This is a genomic window from Telluribacter humicola (genome assembly GCF_017355935.1).
GTDB lineage: Bacteria > Bacteroidota > Bacteroidia > Cytophagales > Spirosomataceae > Telluribacter > Telluribacter humicola.
In genome coordinates this window covers 1,375,750-1,401,246 of record NZ_JAFIQT010000001.1, presented here as the reverse complement: position 1 = coordinate 1,401,246, position 25,497 = coordinate 1,375,750, and the positions used below count along the sequence as shown (strand labels likewise).

Sequence of the window (25,497 nt, the reverse complement as noted above, 5' to 3'; positions counted from 1 at the left end):
CTACCGCAGTCGCTCCCGCCGGCCCCGCATCGGAAACTTGACAAACACTTTCCGGCCGGATATCTTCTCGAGAATAGGGGTTAACATTTTGCGGGCATTCTCTTCCGTTTGCTCCAGAATCCCCATTTCCAGCGCCGACTGTCTGATCTGTTGCTCGGCCTGTTTGTAGCCATCCTGGACCAGTTGAGCCTCTTCCGTAAAAGCGTACTCCGTATTATATACCCGTGAGCGCTCATGGTCAATCTTAAATACACACAGCTCCGGCTCGGGTAAGGTTACCACCAGCGTATCCTCCTCATTGATTACATCGGCCAGCCTCAGTTTAGTCAGATCTACGCAGCCAATAGCCTCCCCCTGTACGATCAGTACCGCCTTGGCATTGGGAAGAAACGTATTTTTCTTCTCCTGCTCTACAATATCTTTAAAATTATACTTGACCAGCTCCAGCTTCCCCATCGACGTTATCTCCTGCAGTACCACCATATGCATGGTTTCGGTACGGTCTTCCCCGCCCATCCAATTCGGCCATAGATCTGTGCTACCAAACTTACTCCACAGAGCTATGGAACCGGCTATGATGAGGATAAATATGACAAACCTGAAAAGTGACTGAATGAACCGCATATAGACAGAGTGTATGTGTACTTACTATAACGAACATAATCCCCTAAAACTATACCCGGACCTCATTCTGCCGGGCCAGCCGCTGGGCAATGATACTCACCACCAACAGCTGAAACGCATGGTAGATCATGATCGGTAACAGGATAATACCTGCACTGGCCGCTCCCGCGAATAGTACTTTGGACATCACCGCTCCCTGCACAAGCGACTTCTTCGAACCACAAAATACGGCCGTGATCTGATCCTCCCGGTTAAAGCCCAGCAACCGGCACAGTACCATCAGAAGGTAGTAAATCAGGAAGAATAACCCCATCATCCCTAGAGTTAGACAAATCATAGCCACACCACTAAACTGACTGAAAAGATTATTGGCAAAGGATTCGCAGAAGGAGGTATAGACGATGAGCAGGATAATAAACTGATCTATGTACTTCAAAGTAGTCTTATTTCGTTCGGCAAAAGCGCCCCAACGACCATACAACAGTACCCCCAGTACCACCGGCAGGAGTACCTGCAGGACCAGCTTGATCACGACCTCTGTCAGTTCAAATTCACCCGGTCCGGTTTCCAGCACGAGCCCCATCCAGAGTGGTGTGATGAATACTCCCAGCAAGCTGGAAATACTCGCATTAAATATAGCCCCCGGTATGTTACCTCCCGCCATGGAAACCATGACCACCGAAGAGGACACCGTTGAGGGCAAGGCCGCCAGAAAGAAAATAGCCAGCCAGAGCATGTGGTACTCTTCCCCCGCAAAAAAGGGACGTATACCCAGCGCCAGCAGGGGAAAAAGTATAAAAGTAGCTACGTGTACTACGATGTGCAGACGCCAGTTGGTAAGTCCCGCCCGCAGCTTCTGCGGACTCAGGCGAAGGCCATAGAAGAAGAAAATCACTGATACACCATAGTTGGCAATTTCGGCCAGCGGCACCGGGCTTTCGTCCGTACCCGGGTACGGCCAGAGGTACGCCAGAATGACTACTCCGATCAGAGCCAGCAGAAAATCATCCAGTCCGAATCGCCTGGCGGTATTTCGTATGCGTTGCCACCTGTTAGAATCTGTATCTTTCACCCTTTTTGTTAATCAGAGTATAGCTCTGCTTTATTTCATTTTTTTGACTGCTACAAAAAACGGCTATTTAACTATTATAATGAAACTATTTCCTATACTGATCCTTTTGTTGGGTGGTCTTCTCTTCATCGGGTTCATGCAGGTACCTCCAGTCCTTCAGGAAAATTCGCGGCCCAATGTACTCTTCATCCTAACCGACGACCAGGGTTGGGGTGATCTGAGCCTGCACGGGAACCCTCATCTGGAAACCCCCGCCCTCGATAGCCTGGCCCGGCAGGGAGCTCAGTTTGACCGGTTTTACGTGAGTCCGCTCTGCGCCCCCACGCGGGCCAGCCTCCTGACCGGCCGCTACCACCTCCGGACGGGTACAGTATCCGTATCGAGGGGGCTGGAAGTGATGAATGCCGAAGAGACTACCCTGGCCGAACTTTTCAGGCAAAACGGGTACACCACCGGCTGCTACGGCAAGTGGCACAACGGCGAGCATTACCCTAACCATCCCAATGGCCAGGGATTCGACGATTTCTTTGGCTTCTGCGCCGGCCACTGGACCAACTACTTTGATACTGAACTGGAACATAATGGCAGAATGGTCCGGACCAAAGGGTACATTACCGATGTACTGACCGACGCGGCCCTGCAATTTATTGACAAGAATAAAGACCGTCCCTTCTTCTGCTACGTACCCTACAATGCCCCACATAGTCCACACCAGGTACCCGATGCTTATTTTAATAAATACAAAAAGCGGAGCCTGGGTGACGAAGTGGCTGCTGTCTATGGCATGGTAGAAAACGTGGACGATAATGTGCGCAGGCTGTTGGATAAGCTGAAACAGGAAGGACTGGAAGAGAATACGATTGTTATTTTCGCGACGGACAATGGTCCAAACGGCGTCCGGTACAATGGCAACATGAAAGGAATAAAAGGCCACGTGGACGAAGGTGGAGTAAGAGTACCTTTTTTTATAAAGTGGCCTGGAAAAATAATCCCAAAAACCATCCAGTCACTGGCGGCGCATATAGATTTGCTCCCCACATTAGCAGAATTGTGTTCGCTGCAGCATATTGAGCAACTACGCCTCGACGGCAGAAGCCTGGCTAAACAGCTACTTGCTGTTCAGGAGGCTATTTTAACTGACCGCCCTCTGTTCACCCACGTGGCACATCTGGATAAAACACTGCGCCCGCAACCGGGAGCCGTACGTACGAGTCGGTACCGCTGGATCTGGAAAGGTACGGCACCGGAACTCTACGATATGGTGGCCGATCCTGCCCAAAAGTATAACATCGCTGCCGAAAATCCTGCCTTGACTACCCAACTGTCAGAAGCCTACCAGCGTTGGTTCACAGAGGCAACCCAATCCCTCACGCTGGCAGCCCGGCCGGTACCGGTCGGCTATGCGCAGAAAAAGGTTGAACTCGCTGCTCACGAGGCTGACTTTACTGGGAATTTGAAGTACAAGGAAGGGCACGGCTGGGCTCACGACTGGCTCATCAATTGGACCTCCCCCGCTGACACCATCTGGTGGACGCTGGAAAGCAAGGCCCCAACTACTTACGAGGTGTATCTGCGCTATTCAGTTCCCGTTGAACAAACCGGGTCACTGGTACAGGTACATACTGGCGAGCATGTTATTCAGCAAAAAATCACCCAGGCCATTGATCCGCCCCTGACCCCTAGTCCGGACCGCCTCGTGCGGAAAGAAGTATATGAAAAGGAGTGGGGACTTCTCAGACTAGGGCGTCTATCCCTGCCGCAGGGAAAAAGCCGAATCGCACTGATGGCTCCCCGCGTAGCGTCGCAGCAGGTCGCCGAGTTGAAATCCCTGGTATTAGTACCCTCTACAAAAAAATAAACAAAGTACCTATGAAGAACATTACGCTTAACCTGTTCCTGCTACTGCTTTTCTCCCACTCGGTCCGGGCTCAGTGGACGCTGGTATGGGCGGATGAATTTAATACCGACGGCCGTCCTGATCCAAAGAACTGGAAGTTTGAACAGGGCTTTGTCCGGAATCAGGAACTGCAATGGTACCAGCCCGAAAACGCCTACTGCCGCAACGGCATGCTGATCATTGAGGGCAAGCGAGAACAAAAGCCTAACCCGAACTACAAGCCCAACAGCACCAACTGGAAGGAAAGCCGCCCTACTATTGACTACACCGCCGCCAGCCTGCAGACACGCGGTCTGCACGAGTGGCAGTACGGCCGCTTCGAGATGCGGGGTCGTATAGACGCTCGTCCTGGTCTGTGGCCAGCCTTCTGGACGCTGGGGGTACAGGGCGAGTGGCCCAGCAACGGCGAGATCGACATCATGGAGTACTACCGCGGTATGCTCCTGGCCAATTTTGCCTGGGGTACCGACCAGCGCTATAAGGCGAAGTGGGATGATCTGAAAAAGCCTCTGACAGAGTTTAATGATCCGGAGTGGTCGAAGAAATTCCACGTGTGGCGCATGGACTGGGACGAAAAGAGCATCAAGCTGTACGTAGATGATCAGCTGCTGAACGAGGTAGATCTGGAAGAAACCTATAACGGGGACCAGGAACGAAAGAATCCGTTCCGGCAGCCCCACTACCTCCTCCTCAACCTGGCGATCGGGGGTATGAACGGCGGCGATCCGTCAGCGACCCAATTTCCGTCGCGCTATGAGGTAGACTACGTACGAGTATACCAGAAAAAATAACTCCCGCTTTTTGCACACCTCACTGCACATCAGCCCCATAATCATGCGGGCCAGGCACGCCTATTCCTCAAAAAATCCCTAAATTTGCGGTCTTAAAATTAATCTAGGACTGCTAGTGTTATAGAAGGACCATCTAGTGATGGAACGGATGAACTATACTATTGGCATTGCTACCGCAAGCCGTTTATCTATACTACCGTGAAATACAAAGAGTATAAAAACCTCAATTACGCGCAGCTCGCTGATGAGGTACTGGACTTCTGGAAGAAGAACCAGATTTTTGAGGCTTCCATAAAAGTACGTGAGGGAGCACCTTCCTTTACCTTCTATGAAGGCCCGCCGTCGGCCAACGGTACGCCGGGTATTCACCACGTAATGGCCCGCTCGATCAAGGATATTTTCTGTCGTTATAAGACTCTCCAAGGCTTTCAGGTAAAGCGTAAGGGGGGATGGGACACTCATGGTCTGCCGGTAGAGCTACAGGTAGAGAAAGAACTGGGTATTACCAAAGATGATATTGGCAAAACCATCTCGGTAGAGGACTACAACGCCCGCTGCCGCGAAACCGTTATGAAATTTACAGACCAGTGGAATAGCCTTACCGAAAAAATGGGGTACTGGGTAGACCTGGACGACCCGTACATCACCTACGAGAACGGCTACATAGAAAGCCTCTGGAACCTGCTAAAAAAGCTGTACGATAAAGGCTTGCTCTACAAGGGCTATACGATTCAGCCGTATTCTCCTTCAGATGGTACAGGACTGAGCTCTCATGAATTGAACCAGCCCGGCTGTTATAAAGAAGTAAAGGATACATCCATAGTAGCGCAGTTCAAAGTAATCAAAGATTCAGGATCAGAATTCCTTTTCTCCCATCCAACAGGTGATGTTTTTATTCTGGCCTGGACTACCACTCCCTGGACGTTGCCCTCTAACACAGCGCTGGCCGTTGGGGAAAAGCTGAGCTATGTGCAGATAAATACGTTCAATCCCTATACCCACAAGCCTTTAAGTGTGGTTATGGCAAAACAGCTGGTAGGAAAGTATTTCTCAGAAAAAAACAGAGACCTCCAGCTAGCTGATTATAAACCGGGTGACAAAGCAATTCCGTATGAAGTTGTTCAGGAATTCGCGGGCAGCCAACTATTGGGCGTCCGGTATGAGCAATTGATGCCCTACCTGCAACCCTACTATGATGTAGATAAAGCTTTTCAGGTAATTGCAGGAGACTTCGTGACTACCGAAGACGGAACGGGTATTGTGCATTTGTCTCCTACGTTTGGGGCAGATGACTTCAGAGTGGCTAAACAACATGGTATTCCTGCTTTGACTATTAAAGATGAATTGGTCGGTGAGGTTCCAACGGTTGATAGGAGAGGTAAATTTATCCACGAAATTGGGGTGAAGTTGCTGGAAGGTGTTGAGAAGTATACGATCAAAACACATAAACCGTTGGGCCCCGATGACTTTTATGTGAAGAACTATACCAATGAAGATGAAAGTCATCCGGATTATAAAACTACGGATGTCATTATCTCCATCATCCTGAAAGAAGAAAACAAAGCTTTCAGGGTTGAGAAATACGAGCATACGTATCCACACTCCTGGCGTACAGATAAACCTGTACTGTACTATCCCCTCGATAGCTGGTTTATCCGTACTACGGCTGTAAAGGACCGGTTGGTAGAGCTGAACAAGACCATCAACTGGAAACCTGAGTCGACCGGTACCGGTCGCTTTGGCAACTGGCTCGAAAACCTGGTAGACTGGAACTTGAGCCGTAGCCGCTACTGGGGTACGCCACTCCCAATCTGGCGCAGTGAGGATGGTGAAGAGGTATGTGTGGGCTCTGTAGAAGAATTGAAAGGTCTGATCAGTAAGGCGAATGCCTCCGGTAAGCTAACGGATGAGCAGACCGCAGCCAACGAAGAGTACCTGACCAAGCTGGATGCAGGAGACTTTGACCTGCACCGTCCCTACGTCGACCGTATCTATTTTGTATCGTCACAGGGTAATGTCATGTTCCGCGAGCCGGACCTGATCGACGTGTGGTTTGACTCGGGTGCGATGCCTTACGCGCAGTGGCACTACCCGTTCGAAAACGAGAATACATTCAATGGTAGCTACCCAGCCGACTTCATATCCGAAGGGGTAGATCAGACCCGTGGCTGGTTCTTTACGCTCCATGCCATAGCCGGTATGTTGTTTGACTCCGTAGCGTTCAAGAACGTAGTATCGACCGGACTGGTACTGGATAAGAATGGTAACAAGATGTCTAAGCGCCTGGGTAACGCGGTAGATCCGTTCGAGACGCTGGCTAAGTACGGTCCGGACGCTACCCGCTGGTACATGATCACCAACGCGGAGCCCTGGGACAACCTGCGCTTCAACCTCGACGGCGTCGTAGAAGCCCAGCGTAAGTTCTTTGGTACGCTCTTCAATACCTATAACTTCTTTGCGCTGTACGCCAACCTGGACGGTTACCAGTTTGACCCAGCTAACCGGGTACCTCACGAGAAGCTTCCCGAGCTGGACCGCTGGATCCTGTCCAAGCTGAATACACTCATTAAGGAAGTAGCTGAGCAGCTTGACGACTATAACCCTACGAAGGCGGGCCGTCTGGTACAGGACTTCGTTAGTGACCAGCTCTCTAACTGGTACGTACGTCTGAACCGTCGGCGTTTCTGGAAAGGAGAACTCTCGGAAGACAAACGTGCCGCTTATGAAACCCTGCAGCAATGTCTGCTAACGGTAGCGCAGCTGATGTCGCCCATTGCGCCTTTCTTTGGAGAATGGCTGTACAAGAATCTTACGGATTCGCTACGCGAAGGTGCCGCAAACGGTAGCGCTTACGACCAGGCCTCTATACACCTGACCAAATGGTTTGAGGTTCAGGAAGCGCTGATCGATCCGGATCTGGAAGAGTCGATGCAGCTCGCGCAGAATATCAGCTCGCTGGTACACGCGCTTCGCAAGGGCAACACTACTGCCGGAGGCAAGTCCATCAAGGTACGTCAGCCGCTTTCGAAGGTACTTATACCGGTACTAAGCGAGAAGACGCGCCGCCAGATCGAAGCCGTAGCGCCGATCATTCTGTCGGAGGTGAATATCAAGACCGTTGAGTTCATTGATGACGACAGCGGCATTCTCAAGAAGAAGATCAAGCCTAACTTCAAGGCGCTGGGTCCTCACTTTGGTCCTAAGATGAAGGATGTAGCCGCGGCTATCCAGGCCATGGGCGAAGCCGACATCAAGCAAATTGAAAAAGCGGGTACTATAGCTCTTACCGTAAAGGAAGAAGCGGTCACTATTCAACTCTCAGACGTGGAGATCATTGCGGAGGACGTACCGGGCTGGCTGGTAGCCAGCGAAGGCGGACTGACCGTAGCGCTGGACGTGACCATTACCGACGAGCTGCGCCGTGAAGGTATCGCCCGTGACTTCGTGAACCGGATCCAGAACCTGCGTAAGGACAAAGGATTTGAGGTAACGGATAAGATACAGATCCTCTTGCTGAATAACGACGAGCTACTGGCCGACGCCATCACTACCAATAAGCAGTACATCTGTCAGGAAGTACAGGCCACCGGACTGGACCTGACCAACGACCTGAACGGTGAAGCGGTAGAGATAGAAATGGACGAGTTCCTGCTGAAAGTAAAAGTAGACGTAGTATAAAATAGATGTATTGGTGAAGCTGGCTCACGGGCTGGCTTCACCAATGCCTTACCAGCCGCAGGTCCCAGAAGTTAGCCACGTGGCCATGTACTTTCAGATTGACTCCTGCCGAGTACGAGCGATTGAGCTGGTAAAGCAACCCCCAGCGATGGTACAGCAACGGATAGTAAGGCGCCTGCCTGAACAGATATATTCCCAGTTGCTGACTGAATGTTACCTTCCCCAACAGAAACTCGTGGCCCAGTAGCCCTCCTGCCCGTAGGGAACTCAGATGTGTCAGCGTGTCCCGCGCCAGCTTTTCTTTAAGCGCATAATCCTTGTAAGCTTCTACTCCCGCTGTAATGGTGTTGGTTCTTCCGATTTGCTTGCGAATGGTAATACCTCCCCCTATCAGAGGATATTGCTGTGATTCACCTGCTGCTACATTTTGAACACCTCCGAATACATACAAGTCATTAAGGGATTCGCTTGCTCTCCAATTCTGCTGCCTATTCAAATTGGCAGGTCGTTTTAGCACAACAGGTCTGATTGCGTAATCTACCCCCAGGCCAACCGTAGGCCAGTTGATCCCCTTATTTGGCTGTCTAAAACCACCGTTGGATACGTGCTGATAGTCGCCCGTGAGTGCTAGGGCCCACTGCTGATTAATTCGATAATAGGTACTTACTCCCAGTGATAAGTAAGCGCTGAGCGCGGTACTATATGACATATTAGTAGGATTGCGCTCGGGATGGTAGGGATTGGAGAGCCACGAAAGCCCAGCTGCCCCCCGCACTCCCAGTAGTACCCGGGAGGAAAGCGGAAAAGTAGGTTCCAGATAGTAGGCGGCGGTAAGGCTACGTCCCAGCACGGCATTATCATAATCGTAGTAGGCCAGCGTCACGCCCGTGCGGGGCAGACATCCGTACCGCATCCAGCTACCGGCTCCGTACCACTGCTTTCCCCAGTCCAGATGTACACCGGCAGGATGGGAGCCAGCCGTATTATGTACCTCTACTGAATGAGCGAATATAGAGCCGTAGTGGCCCCAGAGAGTAAGGGTGCTAATATTTTCAACGGGCGCTATTGAAGTGGTATCCGCCTCATCCTGCCCCACAGAAGGCCCCAGAGTACCTATCAGAAAAAGAGAGAACAGCAACCATTTCTTCATGATAAGTAGCTCAGTTTGTTAATGTACTACTTCTGCCCCCGACAGCCAGGTATATGTATTTTCGGGTTTGGGCAATCCTTCGGGCGTGATACGCAGGAACATCAGGTGCAGGTGTGTAGGTGAGCGCTCTTTGAAGGCGTTATAGCCCGTACGACCTACTTCGCCTATTTTCTCACCGGCCCTTACCCATTGGCCGGGTACTACGGTCACACATTTATTATGGGCGTAATAAAACAGCCCATCCAGACACGGATCATAGATCCATATATAGTTTCCGCCCCGCATTTTGCTGTTAGGCCCCCAGCCTGTTTCCATGGCTACCACCACACCACTCGTAAAAGCTAATACATCTATAGGTTGCCCCAGTCTGTCATCAAGCTCATCCTGATCACCATCCCGGATAAACAGGTCCTGCGCCGGGTGACTTCCACGTACATCTGAGTCAAACAGGTCAAAGCCAGTAGCCCGGTAGCCGCGTCCTCTTGATCCGATAGAGTACCGGGGCAGTTGCCCCCGCAGCGGATACACATAGGTACCGGCAGTACCAGTTTGGCACGAGTCCTTGCCTACTGTTTCGCGCAGGCCCAGCATCGCTTGCTGGAAGGCTCGAGTGGCCGAATCGGGAGTAATCACCTGCTGGCTGATCCCGTCATACACCTGCTGGAACTGCTGACAGTGCATAAGTAATTTCTCTGATGGCGCAGTACTCTGAGCCGATGCCGACTGCCACACCTGAGTACTTAGTACTACTATTCCTGCTACCTGCTTAATCAACTTCTCCCACATCTTACTACCTCTCACCATTCGACTCCTCATCTTACTCGTACACATTGTGTCTGTTCATTCAACTTTTGCCACTAAATTATCCACTTTATACTTAGCAGAACTGATGAATCGATTTAAAATTTCTAACAACCTTTTATACGATGGATGTTTTATATTGATTATAAAAAAAATCATCTTCGCAATCTAAATTCTTATATCATACAACCTTACTAACTATGGAATACCGTCGATTTGGTCGTAGTGGCTGGCAAGTCAGCGAAATAGGCTACGGCATGTGGGGACTGGCCGGTTGGACAGGCTCTGACCTTGAAGAAGTAGAGAACTCCCTGAATAAAGCAGTAGAACTGGGCTGTAACTTTTTTGATACCGCCTGGGGCTACGGTGAAGGCTTATCCGAGCGGATACTGGGCGATCTGATCCGTCGCTACCCGGACAAGCGTATCTACGCCGCCACCAAGATCCCTCCCAAGAACCGCACCTGGCCTTCGCAATCTGAATTCTCACTGGACGAAGTTTTTCCGGCCGACTATATCCGGGAATATACCGAGATAAGCCTAAGGAACCTGGGAACCGATAGCATTGGCCTGCTACAGTTCCACGTGTGGGAAGACCACTGGGCTGATCGTGATGAATGGAAGGAGATGGTACAAAAGCTCACGCAGGAAGGCAAGGTACAGCGCTGGGGCATCAGCGTGAACCGCTGGGAACCGGACAACTCGCTCAACACCATCAAGACCGGCTTGATCGATGCTGTACAAGTAATCTATAATATATTTGACCAGGCTCCGGAAGACAACCTGTTCCCGCTCTGCCGCCAGATGGATATTGGCGTTATTGCCCGGGTACCCTTTGATGAAGGTACCCTCACCGGTACGCTCACCAAAGAAACTACCTTCCCGGCCGACGACTGGCGCTCTACCTACTTTGTACCCGAAAACCTCAACAGCAGCGTAGACCATGCCGAAGCGTTGAAACCTATTATTCCTGAGGGTATGACCATGCCCGAAATGGCGTTGCGCTTTATCCTGAACAACCCGGATGTACATACCACCATACCCGGTATGCGCAAGCTGAACCACGTAGAAGCCAACATTGCTACCAGCGACGGTAAGCGTCTGTCGGATGCCCTGGCTAATGAGCTAAAAAATCACCGTTGGGACCGTACTCCTACCGAGTGGTCACAATAGAAAGTAAGCGACACTAAGTAAAAGGGGATAATCGGAGCCCTGAATCCGTTCATCCTTTTTTTTTACCGTTCACCTTAATCCATGTCACGCAGCAGGTGCAGGAGGCTTCTTTGAGATGTATTCCAAAACATATTTCCCATCCCAAAACCTTCAAGTGCCATGAGAATTGTAACAAAATCCCTGATGATCGCCTTGTGTGGCGTGCTGATGAGCGGAGCGGTATCAGCCAACGGTACAGCACCACTGACACAAACAGAAGTAGATACACCACAGGACGCTGCTAAGAAAGCCTCCTTTCAGGTAGGAATGTACCGGGTGATCAATTCACTTAAAATGAACGTAATGGTCGAAAAGAAACTAGGAGAGCGGGTAATCGTAAGACTACTGGATCAGAAGGGGAAGGTATTGTTTGAAGATGTACTTAGTAAAAGACAACAGAAGTATGGCCGCAAACTCGACTTTTCTGAAATTAAGGATGGAAACTATACCGTGGTAGTAACGAATGGTACTAACGAAATCGTAAAAGATATTCGTCTGGCTACCTTGGCTCTTTACGAAATGCCGGCCCGTACACTGGTAGCTGTAAACTAGCACTAAAATAAAGCCAAAGTGGCGGGTACCTGACTTTCAGGTACCCGCCACCTTTTTGCTAAGCACACACTAGTCTAAGGAGTTATATCTGTACTGCTTTCCTCCCTTCCTCCTTTATTACCGCGCGGCGGCCGCCCTTCTTCCTCTGACTATTTCATCCAGCCCATTGCCTGCAGCCAGCCTTCCATGGCCTGGGGCCAGTTAGCTACCGAGCCCTTGCCCTCGGTCCGCATCGAAAAGCCATGACCTCCGGTTGGGTACAGGTGCATCTCTACGGGGATATTATTTTTTTTCAGAGCCAGGTAGTACTCAATACTATTCTCCACGGGTACTCCTTTATCATCCTCGGCATGTACCAGAAAGGCCTGAGGGGTACTGGCATCGACCTGCAACTCATTAGAATAATACCGGATCAATTCATCGGACTTGGCTGCTCCCAGCAGGTTATCGCGCGAGCCGCCGTGTGAAATAGAAGGCTGGAACGAAATTACCGGATACAGAAGTATAGAAAAATTAGGCTTGGCCGCTTCGGAAGCACCCGCTCCTTTATTAAAGTGCGTAGAAAGCGTAGCCGCCAGGTGACCTCCCGCCGAAAAGCCCATAACGCCTACTTTATTGACATCAATGTTCCACTTTCCCGCGTTCTGACGGATCAGCTTCATGCCCTGCATGGCATCTATAAGGGGTACTTCGTGCTGGTTAGTCATGGCTTTAGCGTTAGGCAGGCGATACTTCAGCACAAAAGCCGCGATCCCCCGCTCCTTGAACCACTCGGCCAGGTCACTGCCCTCGTGCTCCGCCGCCAGAATAGAATACCCGCCGCCCGGACAAATCATAACAGCCGCGCTGGTCGCTTTTTCTTTGGCCGGAATATAGGCAGTCATAGTAGGTACCGTCACGCCACTGATCCGCATAATCCCCCCACTGGTGGCGGTTTTCTCCTCTATTGAATTTGGAATTGCATTAGGGACTTTCCCCTCAGGCCAGAGAGAGACTACTTCTTGTTGTGCCATAGCAGTAAGTGCCAGTACCGACAGTCCAGCCGTCAGCAGCGTACGTAAGGTTGTTTTCATTGACAGATATTATTTTATAAAAATAAGACGTCTGCTGCTTAGTTTTACCCGCAGTTAACTTGTAAAGTAGCTACAATATGCTGATAAGAATAGTACGCATGACGTTCCAGCCTGATAAGACAGAAGAGTTCCGACTCATTTTTGAAAACTCCAAGCACAAGATTCGCGCCCGCCCCGGTTGCCAGTACCTTGAACTATGGCAGGACCTGCATCAGCCCTACGTATTTGTCACGCACAGCCACTGGGAATCGGAGGAAGCCCTGAACAGCTACCGCGACTCAGACCTATTCAAGGATACGTGGAGCCGGACCAAAGCCCTCTTCGCCGATAAGCCGCAGGCGTTTTCGGTAGTTTCGGTGGAGAAGGTAGAATAAAAAAGGCCACGATTGGATCGTGGCCTCTGAAAAAGCTATTGCGGCTTAGGCGGGGTAATCATGATATGTGCCCGGTGCGTACCCGGGTCCATGATCCAGGGCATACCGGGGGCGTCGGGTTTGAGAGGCAATCCGGTGCTTTCGGCCGTAGCGTAAGGTATGTATACCACGTAACGCAGGAAGCCATCCTTTACATCGCCTGTAGTAGCATCGTAGTTTTCATCCGTTCCGGAATAGACATATAGTGAGGTGGGCTGCTTGGGCATCTTCAGCTTACCTGACTTAGCCTCCGCCTCCCGCGTATCAAACGATTCTTTGGATGATTTTCCGGCCTCTTTCAGCTCCCGGCCCCGCGCCATAAAGGGTTCCAGGTCCTTATGGTAGCACGACACGTTGATGCCCTTCTGTTTCGGATCATCGGCCAGGCATACCATATCATTAGACCCTTTACGAAGTACCGTAAACTTCCCATCCTGACCATAGCCATATACCATGGCCCCGTCACGCTTTTCGCTGGGAGCCGCCAGTACGGCCGTTTTGATCTGAATGTCCGCCGTAGGAGCAGAAAGCTGAGCCTTCGCAGCAAGGCCCGTCAGCAGCAACAGGCTGAGTGATAACGTAGTTTTCATATCAGTTCTATTTGTGGTTTAGGAAAACAGATATTTTAAAGGTAAGGCAGTAAGACTTCCAAAGCAATAGGTACCTCCTTTTAACTAGTACAGATGCCAGGTATCACTCCGATATAAATTCAACCATACATTGAGTATACATCCTACATTAACATAGCAAATGATATCCCCCACTATGGTAGTCACTCATTCAAAATTCACTCAATCAGAATTCTCTTAGAATCCGTACACAAAGAAGCCTCCGTCAATGGTCATGCACTGACCGGTGATGTAGCTGGCAGCGGGCAGACAGAAGAACACCACCGCGGCCGCTACCTCTTCGGGTTGCCCAATGCGCTTCATGGGAGTGCGGGCCAGGATTTTCTCCATACGCGCCGGATCATTAAGCACCGGAGCAGCCAGCGGCGTTTCGATGTACCAGGGAGCTACCGCATTAACCCGGATGCCATCGGTAGCCCACTCTACCGCCAGGTTACGGGTTAGCTGCGTTACGGCCCCTTTGGTCATACCGTAGATAGAGCCGCTACTGATGTGGGTAAGGCCCGATACGGATGATATATTGACAATATTGCCCTGACTGGCTTTCAGCAACGGATAGGCCGCCTGACTCAGCTTAAATACAGACGTCATATTCACCTGCATGATCATCTCATACTCTTCCTGCGAGTACTCGATAGTAGGCTTACGGATATTCATGCCAGCGTTATTGATCAGGATATCCAGCGTACCCCAGGTCTCTTTGACGTGTTCTATGATAGCGGGAATACTTTCAGGCTTGAGCATATCAAAAGCTTTCCCAATGATGGATTGATCTTTCGCAGCAGCCTCCCGGCTTAGTTTTTCAATATCTTCGGTATTGCGGGCAATGACCATCACTTCGGCTCCCGCTTCGGCCAGCATACGGGCACAGGCTTCTCCAATTCCTTTTGTTCCTCCGGTTACGAGGGCTTTTTTACCTTTCAGATTCCAGTTTAGCATTGGTTGTAGGTTAGTGGTATGAGTCTAGGTACCACGATAAGTGGTACAATCTGGGGATAAGCTTGAAATTTATTTTAGTATAAAGGGTAAGAAAACCTCTATTCTCATGCTTTTAATCTGATATTAGTGCAAGAACTTTTACAAAGTATTTACAATAAACCATGAATCCCAAAAAATCCACTCTACTTACCGCCGGAGGCATTCTATCCGTAGGTCTGTTCATTGCAGCCTACCAGAATACCAATCCGAGTACTGTATCGGGATCTCAATTGGATACGCTGTATGCTAATCTGACTGAGGAACAGAAACGTTCGCCTAAGTACGCGATTGCGGGTCTTACCGTAGCCAAAGGCCTGGAAGCTACCTTGTTTGCTTCAGAACCTACGCTGACTAACCCCACCAACATAGATGTGGACCACCGGGGCCGCGTGTGGGTATGCGAAGCCTATAACTACCGTCCGGCCATTACGGGCAATGGCACCCACCAGGAGGGAGACCGCATCCTGATCCTGGAAGATACGGACGGAGATGGCAAATCTGATAAGTCCAAGGTATTCTACCAGGGGCCGGAGCTGAATGCCCCGCTGGGGATCTGGGTGATGGGCAACCGCGCCATAGTATCACAGAGCCCCTACGTGTGGCTCTTTACGGATACCGATGGTGACGACAAGGCTGATAAGAAAGAAGTTATATTCCAGGGGATAAAGGGTGAGCAGCACGACCACGGTATGCATGCCTTCACGATCGGACCCGACGGGAAGTTTTACTTCAACTTTGGAAACGAAGGCGGTCAACTTCTGGATGGCCAAGGCAAACCGGTAATGGACAAAACGGGCAAGCCTATTGACTTCAAAAAGTACAAGCAGGGGATGGTATTCCGGAGTGATGCTGACTTCCGCAACATAGAGTTGCTCGGCCACAACTTCCGTAACAACTATGAAGTAGCCGTGGACAGCTACGGTACCATGTGGCAGTCAGACAACGACGACGACGGTAACAAAGGTGTACGTATTAACTACGTGATGGAAGGCGGTAACTACGGCTACACCGACGAAATGACCGGAGCCGGCTGGCGTGCCAACCGTACCAACATGGAGGAGGAAATACCCCTGCGCCACTGGCACCTCAACGACCCGGGTGTAGTACCTAACCTGCTGCAGACCGGCGCGGGCTCACCCACGGGTATGATTGTATACGAAGGACGCCTGCTGCCCGAGGTATACCACAACCAGATGATACATACTGATGCGGGCCCGAATGTGGTACGCTCTTATCCGGTGAAGAAAGCCGGTGCCGGCTTTACCGCTACCATCGTCAATGTACTGGAAGGTACCCGTGATCAGTGGTTCCGTCCGTCGGATGTATGCGTAGCCCCCGATGGCTCCCTATTCGTATCCGACTGGTACGATCCGGGTGTAGGTGGGCACCAGGCCGGTGACCTCAACCGCGGCCGCGTGTACCGTGTAGCACCTCCCAATACTCCTTATCGTATACCGAAGGTAGACCTATCCACCGCCACCGGTGCCGTAGAGGCCCTGCAAAATCCCAACCTGTCTGTCCGCTACCAGGCCTGGAATGCGCTGATGAAGCAGGGAGCGCAGGCGGAAGCTGAACTTGCCAAGCTATTCAACAATACTTCGGCTAATCCACGTATGCGTGCCCGTGCCCTGTGGGCCCTTAGCAAACTGGAAGGTGTAGGTCAGAAGTACTTCAGCACTGCTCTCAAAGACGCTAATCCTGATATTCGTATTACGGCCCTGCGGGCGGTTCGTCAGCAGAATGTAGACCCTACGGGTACCATTGTTATGCTGGCTAAGGATGAAGATCCGCAGGTACGTCGTGAGGCGGCGCTGGCGCTACGTGGTAATACCTCCGCTCAGGCGCCCGAACTATGGGCTACCCTGGCTCAGCAGTACGACGGCAAAGACCGCTGGTACCTCGAAGCCTTAGGACTTGGCGCCGAAGGCCAGTGGGACCGCTTCTTTAAAACCTGGCTGGCCAAAGCCGGAGCCAACCCGATCGCTACCGATGCCGGTAAGGATATCGTGTGGCGGGCTCGTACCAAAGAGTCTGTACCTCTGCTGGCTTCGTTGGCCGGTGATCCTAAGGTAGATTTGAAACAGCGTCTGCGGTACTTCCGGGCCTTTGACTTCAACCCCGGTGGTAAAGAGAAATCCATGGCGCTGCTAACTATTATGAAAGGTAGTGCCGCCAATCAGAACGAGATCAACCAGCTGGTACTACGCCACCTTGATCCGGCTTTTGTGAAGCAGTCGCCGGAAGCAATGGCAGCTCTCAAGAAACTACTGGATGCTTCGTATGGCACCCCTGAGTATATGGAGCTGGTAGCGCGCTATGAACTACCATCTGAAAATAACCGCCTGTTGCAACTGGCTGTGGCCAAGCCTTATGATGGTGTTGGTCGCGAAGCCGGTCGTCTGCTCCTGAAGCAGGGCGGTACCCCGCTCATATGGACCACAGTGAAAGGCAAGGAATCTGATAAAGCAGCCGCTGCACTCGCCTCCATCCGTGGTGTGGGCAGTAAGGAGTCCCTGGACATACTGAGTAGCGTAGCTCTTGATAACAAGTATCCGATGAGTGTTCGTCGTGAAGCAACCCGCTCACTGGGTGGCAGTATGAACGGTGAGGATCAGGTACTGGCTTATCTTAAAGAAGGTAAGTTTGACGGTGAACTGAAAGCCGCAGCGGTACAGGGAGTAAGCGGTGCCTGGCGCAAGGCCATCCGAACCGAAGCGGCTAGTTATTTGAATGGTACTACTACTGCCGGTCAGAAACACCCGCCGGTCAATCAACTGATCGCGGTGAAAGGTGACGCTGCTAAAGGCAAGCAGGTATTCCAGATGTACTGCTCGACCTGCCACCAGGTCAATGGTGAAGGAGCCGACTTTGGTCCTAAGCTGTCCGAAATTGGTAGCAAATTGCCCAAGGAAGGACAGTACATGGCCGTGTACTACCCCAGTGCAGGTATCAGCTTTGGCTACGAAGGCTACGAGGTGAAGTTCAAAGACGGCTCAACCGTAGCGGGTATCATTTCCAGCAAAACCGAAACCGACCTGATCATGAAGTTCCCGGGTGGTACTACCCAGGAGTACAAGATGTCGAACGTGAAGTCCATCAAGCAACTGGATGAGTCGATGATGCCTCCGGGCCTCCACGAAGCCATGAGTACCGAAGAGCTGACCGGACTGGTAGAGTACCTGGCTAGTCTGAAACGGAAATAAGTCCAGGTTTTACAATTCATATAAAAATGCCCCTGCCGATGTTTTTTCGGCAGGGGCATTTTTATTGGTAAGCCGCAGGCTCGTTGGTACAATAATTTTAAGGATTAAAACAGATAATCATTTATTAAGCAACATTTATAACTAAGAACAGCCATGAGCATCATACGAATTTTATTTGCCATCATACTACCACCCCTGGGGGTTTTTCTGACCGTTGGATTAGGCAAACATTTCTGGATCAATATTGTCCTGACCCTACTGGGTTTCCTGCCGGGTATCATACATGCCGTGTGGATCATTGCTAAACGGAGCAGCACAACCGCATACTGACATAAGTAGGGAGGTGTAATGCGCCCCTGCTCTACTTCACAGACATCCCTGCATAGCCGCAAGGAGTGGCTTTGTATTTAGAATTATCTTAGAATCTCATAAATACTTCGTGATAGTGCCAAAGAACTCGTAATTTTCCCCTTTCAAAGATATATCACATCAGAGAAGTCATAAAAGTACGTGTTGAGATCCATGAGGCGCATTACATCTTCGTTAGCAGTAGCTGGAAGTATTCTATCAATAAGTTTATTAACCGGTGCCTACCGCAGTGCACCCCACTTCGCAGGCTGGCAGTCCACCATAGCCACCGTGGTAACGACTCCCGTGGATACGACTATCGTGCCTGCGGATACTGTCGTTGTGTATGATTCCCTTTCCGAACGGGAAAAACGTTTTCCTGAACATGCCGTTGCGGGACTTACCGTAGCCAATGGGCTGGAGGCTACTTTATTCGCCTCCGAACCTACCCTGTCCAACCCTACCAGTATTGATATTGACGATCGGGGACGTGTATGGGTATGCGATGCCTATGGCTACCGCCCCGGTACCGGCAACCGCAAAGCCAACAAAGACAAGCTGGCCGGTGACCGTATCCTGATCCTGGAAGATACAAACGGGGACGGGAAGGCCGATAAGACTAAGATATTCTATCAGGGGCCGGAGCTGAATGCTCCGTTGGGTATACTGGTCATGGGTAATAAAGCCCTCGTCTCGCAGAGTCCCAATGTATGGCTCTTCACCGATACCGATGGCGACGACAAGGCCGATAAAAAAGAAATTATATTCAGAGGAATCCGTGGAGTGCAAAACGATCATGGTGTACATGCGTTTGTATTCGGACCGGATGGGAAGTTTTACTTCAACTTCGGGAATGAGGGCCGACAGCTACAAAGCGGACGTGGTGGCAGACTTCTCGACCGATGGGAGCGTCCCTTCAACTTCCGCCAATACAAGCAGGGACTAGTATTCCGTTGTGACGAAGATTTCAGAACCATTGAGGTATTGGGTCAGAACTTCCGTAACCCAGTGGAGCTGGCAGTAGATAGCTACGGTACCGTGTGGCAGTCAGACCATGACGAAGCAGGTACCGAGAGCGTCCGGATCAACTACGTCATGGAGAGTGGTAACTTTGGCTACGTAGACGAAATGAAAGGTACTACCTGGCGGGTAGTCAGGACCAACCTTGAAGATGAAATATCCCGTCGGCACTGGCACCAGAATGACCCCGGTGTGGTACCTAACCTACTCAATACCGGCTCAGGGCAGCCTACCGGTATAGTAGTCTACGAAGGTGTTACCCTTCCCCGTCCATTCTGGGATCAGCTTATTCACTGCGATGCCGGAGCCAATGTAGTACGATCCTACCCGGTTCAAAGCGACGGAGCGGGTTATAAGGCCAATATGCTACCCATAGTAGAAGGCAAGCGCGACAAGTGGTTTCGTCCATCGGATGTATGCGTAGCGCCGGATGGTTCACTCATTGTAGCGGATCTGTACGATCCGGGTACGGGTGAAGAAGCCAGCAACACCGACCTGAACCGTGGTCGCATATATCGCATAGCTCCTCCCAAGACTCCTTACAAAGTACCCAGCTATGACTACAATAGCCCCGAGGGAGCCGTAGCCGCTCTACAAAACCCCAACATGTCAGTGCGCTATAAAGCCTGGTATGCCTTACTGGACCACCGCCGTGCAGCCGAGCCTGCTCTGGAAAATCTTTTCCGCTCTCCTACTACCAATCCACGTTTGCGGGCACGGGCACTGTGGGTACTTAATAAAATCGAAGGAGTACACCGACGCCACCTCGAAGTAGCTTTTCGTGAGATCAACCCCAACCTGAGCATTACAGCCCTGCGGGCGGTCCGTCAGCGCAACAGCGATCCTACTGAATACATTAAATTGTTAACCGGCCACCGCGATCCGCAGGTACGTCGCGAATGCGCGTTGGCTATTAATCATAACCATACCTACGAAGCCGAACATGTGTGGGTACAACTGGCCCGACAGTACAAGGGCAATGACCGCTGGTACCTTGAAGCCCTGGGCGTCGGGGCCGAAGGTCAGTGGGACCGCCTGTTTGAAGCCTGGCTCCGGACGCAGAAAGGTGATCCGCTTGCTACTCCCGCCGGGCGTGACATCGTATGGCGGGCACGTACCAACCAGGCTATCCCTTACTTATCGGCCCTGGCTACTGATACCTCCTCCAGCCTGAAAGAACGGCTACGGTACTTCCGGGCGTTTGACTTCCTGCCGCGTGGCTACGAAAAGTCCCTCGCTCTCCTGAAAATGACCGAAGGCAATGCTCCTGAACAAACTGAGATCAGTAAGTTGGCTCTCTGGCACATGGGGCGGGAGTTTGTAAGGGATTCGTACCAGGGGCGACAGGCTTTGCAAAGGCTCCTGAACAAAACCTACGGTACCTCAGATTACATAGAGCTAGTGTCACGTTACGAGCCCGACTATGAGAATGACCGTTTGTTCCGGTTGGCTACTACCCGTCCTAATGCCGACATTGGCCGCGATGCAGGACGCCAGCTCCTGAAACAGGCCGATGAAAGCTACTTCTGGGATAAGTTCTATAACAGTGATGATGATACCAAAACGGCCCTTCTGGCTTCTATCAAAGGTGTAGGTAGTCGTGAATCACTCACTATCCTGGCCAAAATAGCCGTTGATCCATCTTATCCGGGTAAAGTACGTCGTTCTGCCGCCCGCTTCATGGGAGGTAGTTGGGAGGGTGAAGATACCGTCGTCAACCTGCTCAATAGCGGCCGCCTGCATGGCGACATCAAAGCAGCCGCCATAGATGGCATCAGTAATGCTTTCCGAAAGGAGATCAGAGACGCTGCTGACAAGTACATAGAGTTCACGGAAGCCTCGGTGGATAAAAAAGCCTTCGAATAAGAAAAGCATCGTGCGATAAATGGTTAAAAGAGCCCTCTGCTGCTCTTCCTAGTATAGAACGGTACTTTACCGGGTACGCCTAAGGTAAATTTTCCGTTCTATACTCTTTTACCTAAAAACATTCATACAGGAAACCATGCTTCGTAGAAATTTTGTAAAGTCAACCCTCGGATTGGCGGGAGCGGCCGTTGCGGCCGGAGATGCCCTTGCCTCTGCTCCACTAGCCAAGAATAACTTTAAGCTAAAATACGCTCCGCATTTTGGTATGTTTGAGAACAGTGCGGGTAAAGATCCCATTGACCAGCTAAAATTCATGGCCGACATGGGTTTCAAGGCGCTGGAAGATAATGGTATGATGGGCCGCCCCGTAGAGATGCAGGAAAAGATCGGTAAAGAACTGAGTCGCCTGGGTATGGAGATGGGGGTATTTGTAGTTGATAAAGGAGGCAACTCCCAAAATACTTTGGCCGCCGGTAAGAAAGAGTATATCGATATATTCCTGAATGGATGCCGCAGAGCCGTAGATGTAGCCAAGCGCGTCAATGCCAAATGGGTAACTGTAGTACCCGGCGACTTCGAGCGCCGCTTACCTATAGGTGTGCAAACCGGTCACGTCATAGAAGCACTGCGTCGCGGAGCCGAAATTCTGGAACCACACGGAATCGTAATGGTACTGGAGCCTCTTAGTGATTCGCCCAACCTGTTCCTGCGCAACTCCGACCAGACCTATATGATTTGTAAAGGTGTAAACAGCCCATCGTGTAAGCTGCTGTTTGATATCTACCACATGCAGAAGAACGAAGGACACATCATCCCGAACATTGATTACACCTGGGACGAAATCGCCTACTTCCAGATTGGTGATAACCCGGGTCGCAAGGAGCCTACTACGGGAGAGATCAACTATAAGAATATCTTCAAGCACATCTATAACCGCAGCAAAGCCGAAAACAAAAGCTTTATCATGGGTATGGAGCACGGTAACTACCGCCCCGGTAAAGACGGCGAAGATGCTTTGATAAAAGCCTACATCGAAAGCGACAGCTTTACGGTATAAGCTCCCACTGAGACACGGGCAGTAGTCTACAGCTCATAGCTAACCAGTATAAATAGTGAAAGCGGTCTGGATTGATCCAGACCGCTTTTTTAGTCTCTTCAGGTGTAGATTACAAAGTTACAACCGAGTTCTCTTCACTGGCTACACCGGCGGGTACGTATTTATCAGCTTCTGAATCATTCATCCATGTATCGCCGTCTATACAATACCGGAACTGGTACTCTTTCCCAGGCTCCAACTCAAGAGTAGCTTTGTATGAACCGTCTTTTTGTTTTTTCAAGGTAGTAGCTTCCTCCGAATTCCAGTTATTGAAGTCGCCCAACAGAGCTACTTGTTTCGCATCGGAGACAGCGTCTGCCGGCAAAGAGAACGTTACTTTGCAAATAGGTTTGCTTTTGAGATACTGTTTTGACAATGCCATAGGTAAAGTGGTGTTTGAGTGACGCAACAAATATACAATCAAGTGTTTTACAATTCAATGATAATCAATGTTGTAAATTGACACAATCTTGTAATATTTATAAACAATAAATAAATAAGCAGATTTTTATACTAATTTTATTTATTGTAATTATCTATGACAACTGCTATACGCTGAAATTGTTTTATTTCCAGTTGGTACTAAATGGCACCACCAGCTTCAAACTCAGGTTGCGTCCCATATCAAAAACACCCCTCCTTCCCGTCAGCGGATTTAGGTCCAGGTACTTAAATCGGCTCTGGTGACTCTGGTACACCCGGTCAAATAAATTGGTCGTCACTACGTACACCGAGAAGATCGTCCGTTGGCTTTTGCCTATTACATCCCCCCCAAATCCAAGGTGTACCAATCCGTAGCCGGGAGTAATGGTTTCAGTATTATAAGCCAGCAGGGCCTTTCGCTGCGTAAGGAACCGTTCCCAGTCCATACTTACATACAGGTTCCGGAAGCGGTTACCAAGCCGGTCCTTGCTGAGCCTGAGTTGTACAAACCAGCGGGGAGCGGGCATAAGTGGCAGGTACTCCGCATCTGCCTCCCGGGCCGATAGGTTACGACCAATGACGGTTGAGTGGCTCAGTGTCAGGCTCACCCAGCGGGCCTGCTCAGGATTGTAAGTAAGGGTTCCCTCAATGCCCCGCAGGCGGGCGTCGCCCTGTACGTACCTGAATACAGGTACTCCTGCTATAATAGAGTCAGCGCCGCTTTGTGAAAGTACTCTTTCACTATACGTAAAGTTTTGAATGTTGTTCTGGAATAGGCTTACATCCGCGTACCAGCTGTTGCTTTCGTAGGTAAAGCCCAGGTCACCCTGCCAGGCCACTTCGGGTACCGCGTCCAGCTTTCCGATCTCGTAGCGGAAGGTACCTGCGTGCTCGCCATTGGATGAAAGTTCCGGGACGATCGGAGCGCGGAAGCCACGGGAGGCATTCATCCGCACCAATAGCTTTTTGTGAATAGTGTACACAGCCCCCATACTCCCCGAAAGGTTTTTGTACAACTGGTCGAAGCCTGGAAAACGAACGCTCACGGCCCCTTCCGGCGAGGTTTGGAAACGGCCTTCGGCGTCTACGTAGAGCTTGGCTATATCCAGTTTACGCATATCGTAGCGGAGCCCACCGCTGAGTTTGAGGCGATCCAGGCTATATTTTGAAAATACAAAGAGCCCATTGTCGAACATGGAGTAGTTAGGGTAGAGGCTTTCGGTACCGCGGTTTTCCATCGACTGGTACATGCCGTTGGTACCCATATTGAGCTCCCACTTTTCACTGGCAGCCACGTTATATCGCACATCATAATAGCCGGTCTCTAGGAAAAGCGACAGATCAGGTACCCAGGGCGCTTCAACTGTACCGTACTCCAGGCGGCGGTTCTGAGCGTAGGAAGCTGTAACAGTAAGGCTACTGCGCTGGTTAAATTGCAGGAAGCTACTGGAAGTCAGCTTGTAGTTGAGCAGGTACTGCGAGTTAGAAGGGTTCATGCTGCGACTAAGCAGATCAGCTTCTGAAACGGCCACCTCCCGCACATCATTATTCCGGTATACTTCTTTGGTAAATCGGCCCAGCGAGTCTCTAGTACCATTGGTAATATTATATTCCTGAGTACTTCGCAGGGCGTAAAAGCGGGTATAGCCCCACGCCCGGTTCACTCCCACAAAGCCGTTCAGATTCAGGCTTTCGCGGTAGTTGCTACCATATACGCGCCCATCAACAGCGTTACGATAGTTGCCTGCGTTGCGCCGACTGGCCTGCGCCAGCCAGGTAAAACCATTACGCGTCCCCCCTGCCTGCGCCGAAACGGCGTACATGCCATTGTTGGTTTGGTAGTTGGTCAGTAGGCGCCCTTCCAGCTTGCCCTCTTCCACCGGTCGGGGCGAGTATACGGCCATCACTCCTCCCAGTCCGTCCGAGCCGTACATAAGGCTACCGGCCCCCCGGATTACTTCGAAGCGTTCAATGCTGAACTCATCCAGGTTGATCCCGTGCTCAGCTCCCCACTGATTGTCTTCCTGCCTGACGCCATCGTGCATGGTAATGACCCGGTTAAAAGCCAGCCCCCGGATTACCGGCTTAGACAGCCCCGCTCCGGTAGTGACCTGCGATACCCCCGGTAACTTACTGATAGCATCGGTCAGGTTCATAGACGAGCCCCGCAGCCACTGTACCCGCGACAGGGTAGCTATAGGTACCGGGCTTTCCCGCACGAGGGTACGGGTAGCGGCTCCGGTTACGATCACCTCTTCCAGGGCGTTGGGCGCATTTTGCATAGTGAAGTTGCGCACGCTGTCGTGCACCATTGTAATCTTTTCAATCAGCGTCCGGTGCGACATGTAGCTGACCTGAATGGTGTAGTTCCCCTTAGGTATAGAGCCAATGCGGTATTTGCCCTCTACGTCGGTGGTTGATCCCATACGTAGTTCGGGTATGAATACCGCGGCTCCGATAACAGGTTCCTGATTCTCTTCATGCAGGACTTTCCCCGATAGTATATACTGAGCCTGAGCCTGAGACACGAGCAGGAAACAGATGATAGTCCAAAGTAGGTGTGTTTTCATAAGTAGCTAATGAAACAACTATAAATATATTTTTAGACAAACCTAAAAAATAATTTTAATTGTCAATACATTTACCCCAGAATGTTTACTTACTTTGACTAA

At 50.8% G+C, this 25,497-nt stretch carries 19 protein-coding genes; 10 read left to right on the top strand and 9 right to left on the bottom strand.

Features of this window, described 5'->3' with window-relative positions; genetic code table 11:
- Positions 1-624, bottom strand: coding sequence for a DUF4230 domain-containing protein (locus tag JUB14_RS06075; RefSeq protein WP_207504977.1), 624 nt, complete (start codon positions 622-624; stop codon positions 1-3).
- 49 nt (positions 625-673) lie between these two features.
- A complete protein-coding gene (locus tag JUB14_RS06070) occupies positions 674-1,696 on the bottom strand; it encodes a bile acid:sodium symporter family protein (RefSeq protein ID WP_310586110.1) in 1,023 nt (340 codons plus the stop codon).
- Positions 1,697-1,775: 79 nt separating this feature from the next.
- Between JUB14_RS06070 and JUB14_RS06065 the strand changes: the two genes are divergently transcribed.
- The 3 genes from JUB14_RS06065 to ileS all read left to right on the top strand — a co-directional run bounded on the left by JUB14_RS06065 (position 1,776) and on the right by ileS (position 8,062).
- Positions 1,776-3,554, top strand: a complete 1,779-nt coding sequence (locus JUB14_RS06065) for an arylsulfatase (RefSeq protein ID WP_229367553.1) — start codon at positions 1,776-1,778, stop codon at positions 3,552-3,554.
- A gap of 11 nt (positions 3,555-3,565) precedes the next feature.
- Complete coding sequence (locus tag JUB14_RS06060; RefSeq protein WP_207504976.1) at positions 3,566-4,384, top strand: glycoside hydrolase family 16 protein; 819 nt, start codon at positions 3,566-3,568, stop codon at positions 4,382-4,384.
- 198 nt (positions 4,385-4,582) lie between these two features.
- Positions 4,583-8,062 carry an isoleucine--tRNA ligase gene (gene ileS, locus JUB14_RS06055; protein ID WP_207504975.1) on the top strand — a complete coding sequence of 1,160 codons (3,480 nt, stop codon included), beginning with the start codon at positions 4,583-4,585 and terminating at the stop codon, positions 8,060-8,062.
- 37 nt (positions 8,063-8,099) lie between these two features.
- Here ileS and JUB14_RS06050 read toward each other — a convergent pair whose 3' ends face one another.
- Both JUB14_RS06050 and JUB14_RS06045 read right to left on the bottom strand, forming a co-directional pair.
- Positions 8,100-9,212, bottom strand: coding sequence for an acyloxyacyl hydrolase (locus tag JUB14_RS06050; RefSeq protein ID WP_207504974.1), 1,113 nt, complete (start codon positions 9,210-9,212; stop codon positions 8,100-8,102).
- Between the two features lie 18 nt (positions 9,213-9,230).
- Positions 9,231-10,016 carry a M23 family metallopeptidase gene (locus JUB14_RS06045; RefSeq protein ID WP_229367551.1) on the bottom strand — a complete coding sequence of 262 codons (786 nt, stop codon included), beginning with the start codon at positions 10,014-10,016 and terminating at the stop codon, positions 9,231-9,233.
- A 197-nt stretch (positions 10,017-10,213) separates the two neighbouring features.
- Here JUB14_RS06045 and JUB14_RS06040 point away from each other — a divergent pair, with 197 nt between their 5' ends.
- A complete protein-coding gene (locus JUB14_RS06040; RefSeq protein WP_207504973.1) occupies positions 10,214-11,185 on the top strand; it encodes an aldo/keto reductase in 972 nt (323 codons plus the stop codon).
- A 159-nt stretch (positions 11,186-11,344) separates the two neighbouring features.
- Positions 11,345-11,776, top strand: coding sequence for a T9SS type A sorting domain-containing protein (locus JUB14_RS06035; RefSeq protein ID WP_207504972.1), 432 nt, complete (start codon positions 11,345-11,347; stop codon positions 11,774-11,776).
- A gap of 149 nt (positions 11,777-11,925) precedes the next feature.
- Here JUB14_RS06035 and JUB14_RS06030 read toward each other — a convergent pair whose 3' ends face one another.
- Entirely contained in the window at positions 11,926-12,849 is a 924-nt protein-coding gene (locus JUB14_RS06030; protein WP_207504971.1) for an alpha/beta hydrolase, read from the bottom strand.
- A 77-nt stretch (positions 12,850-12,926) separates the two neighbouring features.
- On the opposite strand from JUB14_RS06030, the gene JUB14_RS06025 reads away from it, so the two are divergent.
- Positions 12,927-13,223 carry a putative quinol monooxygenase gene (locus tag JUB14_RS06025; protein WP_207504970.1) on the top strand — a complete coding sequence of 99 codons (297 nt, stop codon included), beginning with the start codon at positions 12,927-12,929 and terminating at the stop codon, positions 13,221-13,223.
- A gap of 35 nt (positions 13,224-13,258) precedes the next feature.
- Here JUB14_RS06025 and JUB14_RS06020 read toward each other — a convergent pair whose 3' ends face one another.
- Together JUB14_RS06020 and JUB14_RS06015 are read right to left on the bottom strand one after the other, a co-directional pair.
- Complete coding sequence (locus tag JUB14_RS06020; RefSeq protein WP_207504969.1) at positions 13,259-13,852, bottom strand: hypothetical protein; 594 nt, start codon at positions 13,850-13,852, stop codon at positions 13,259-13,261.
- A gap of 216 nt (positions 13,853-14,068) precedes the next feature.
- Entirely contained in the window at positions 14,069-14,830 is a 762-nt protein-coding gene (locus JUB14_RS06015) for an SDR family oxidoreductase (protein ID WP_207504968.1), read from the bottom strand.
- Positions 14,831-14,991: 161 nt separating this feature from the next.
- Here JUB14_RS06015 and JUB14_RS06010 point away from each other — a divergent pair, with 161 nt between their 5' ends.
- From JUB14_RS06010 to JUB14_RS05995, 4 genes are all read left to right on the top strand, one after another.
- A complete protein-coding gene (locus JUB14_RS06010) occupies positions 14,992-18,072 on the top strand; it encodes a PVC-type heme-binding CxxCH protein (protein ID WP_207504967.1) in 3,081 nt (1,026 codons plus the stop codon).
- 153 nt (positions 18,073-18,225) lie between these two features.
- Complete coding sequence (locus tag JUB14_RS06005; protein WP_207504966.1) at positions 18,226-18,402, top strand: YqaE/Pmp3 family membrane protein; 177 nt, start codon at positions 18,226-18,228, stop codon at positions 18,400-18,402.
- A 192-nt stretch (positions 18,403-18,594) separates the two neighbouring features.
- Positions 18,595-21,306, top strand: coding sequence for a PVC-type heme-binding CxxCH protein (locus JUB14_RS06000; protein WP_207504965.1), 2,712 nt, complete (start codon positions 18,595-18,597; stop codon positions 21,304-21,306).
- 136 nt (positions 21,307-21,442) lie between these two features.
- Positions 21,443-22,363 (top strand): hydroxypyruvate isomerase family protein, encoded by a 921-nt coding sequence (locus JUB14_RS05995; protein WP_207504964.1) that lies wholly within the window; start codon positions 21,443-21,445, stop codon positions 22,361-22,363.
- Between the two features lie 109 nt (positions 22,364-22,472).
- On the opposite strand, the gene JUB14_RS05990 is transcribed toward JUB14_RS05995, so the two are convergent.
- On the bottom strand, positions 22,473-22,784 hold the full coding sequence (locus tag JUB14_RS05990; RefSeq protein WP_207504963.1) for an isoamylase early set domain-containing protein: 312 nt from the start codon (positions 22,782-22,784) through the stop codon (positions 22,473-22,475).
- Positions 22,785-22,968: 184 nt separating this feature from the next.
- Positions 22,969-25,395 (bottom strand): TonB-dependent receptor, encoded by a 2,427-nt coding sequence (locus tag JUB14_RS05985; protein WP_207504962.1) that lies wholly within the window; start codon positions 25,393-25,395, stop codon positions 22,969-22,971.
- Positions 25,396-25,497 lie beyond the last annotated feature (102 nt).

Coding starts and splice junctions, on each gene's coding strand:
- JUB14_RS06010 (WP_207504967.1), top strand. CDS start 14,992: ATGAATCCCAAAAAATCCACTCTACTTACCGCCGGAGGCATTCTATCC.
- JUB14_RS06050 (WP_207504974.1), bottom strand. CDS start 9,212: ATGAAGAAATGGTTGCTGTTCTCTCTTTTTCTGATAGGTACTCTGGGG.
- JUB14_RS05990 (WP_207504963.1), bottom strand. CDS start 22,784: ATGGCATTGTCAAAACAGTATCTCAAAAGCAAACCTATTTGCAAAGTA.
- JUB14_RS06040 (WP_207504973.1), top strand. CDS start 10,214: ATGGAATACCGTCGATTTGGTCGTAGTGGCTGGCAAGTCAGCGAAATA.
- JUB14_RS06025 (WP_207504970.1), top strand. CDS start 12,927: ATGCTGATAAGAATAGTACGCATGACGTTCCAGCCTGATAAGACAGAA.
- JUB14_RS06060 (WP_207504976.1), top strand. CDS start 3,566: ATGAAGAACATTACGCTTAACCTGTTCCTGCTACTGCTTTTCTCCCAC.
- JUB14_RS06065 (WP_229367553.1), top strand. CDS start 1,776: ATGAAACTATTTCCTATACTGATCCTTTTGTTGGGTGGTCTTCTCTTC.
- JUB14_RS06045 (WP_229367551.1), bottom strand. CDS start 10,016: ATGGTGAGAGGTAGTAAGATGTGGGAGAAGTTGATTAAGCAGGTAGCA.
- JUB14_RS06030 (WP_207504971.1), bottom strand. CDS start 12,849: ATGAAAACAACCTTACGTACGCTGCTGACGGCTGGACTGTCGGTACTG.
- JUB14_RS06020 (WP_207504969.1), bottom strand. CDS start 13,852: ATGAAAACTACGTTATCACTCAGCCTGTTGCTGCTGACGGGCCTTGCT.
- JUB14_RS05995 (WP_207504964.1), top strand. CDS start 21,443: ATGCTTCGTAGAAATTTTGTAAAGTCAACCCTCGGATTGGCGGGAGCG.
- JUB14_RS05985 (WP_207504962.1), bottom strand. CDS start 25,395: ATGAAAACACACCTACTTTGGACTATCATCTGTTTCCTGCTCGTGTCT.
- JUB14_RS06075 (WP_207504977.1), bottom strand. CDS start 624: ATGCGGTTCATTCAGTCACTTTTCAGGTTTGTCATATTTATCCTCATC.
- JUB14_RS06035 (WP_207504972.1), top strand. CDS start 11,345: ATGAGAATTGTAACAAAATCCCTGATGATCGCCTTGTGTGGCGTGCTG.
- JUB14_RS06005 (WP_207504966.1), top strand. CDS start 18,226: ATGAGCATCATACGAATTTTATTTGCCATCATACTACCACCCCTGGGG.
- JUB14_RS06015 (WP_207504968.1), bottom strand. CDS start 14,830: ATGCTAAACTGGAATCTGAAAGGTAAAAAAGCCCTCGTAACCGGAGGA.
- JUB14_RS06000 (WP_207504965.1), top strand. CDS start 18,595: ATGAGGCGCATTACATCTTCGTTAGCAGTAGCTGGAAGTATTCTATCA.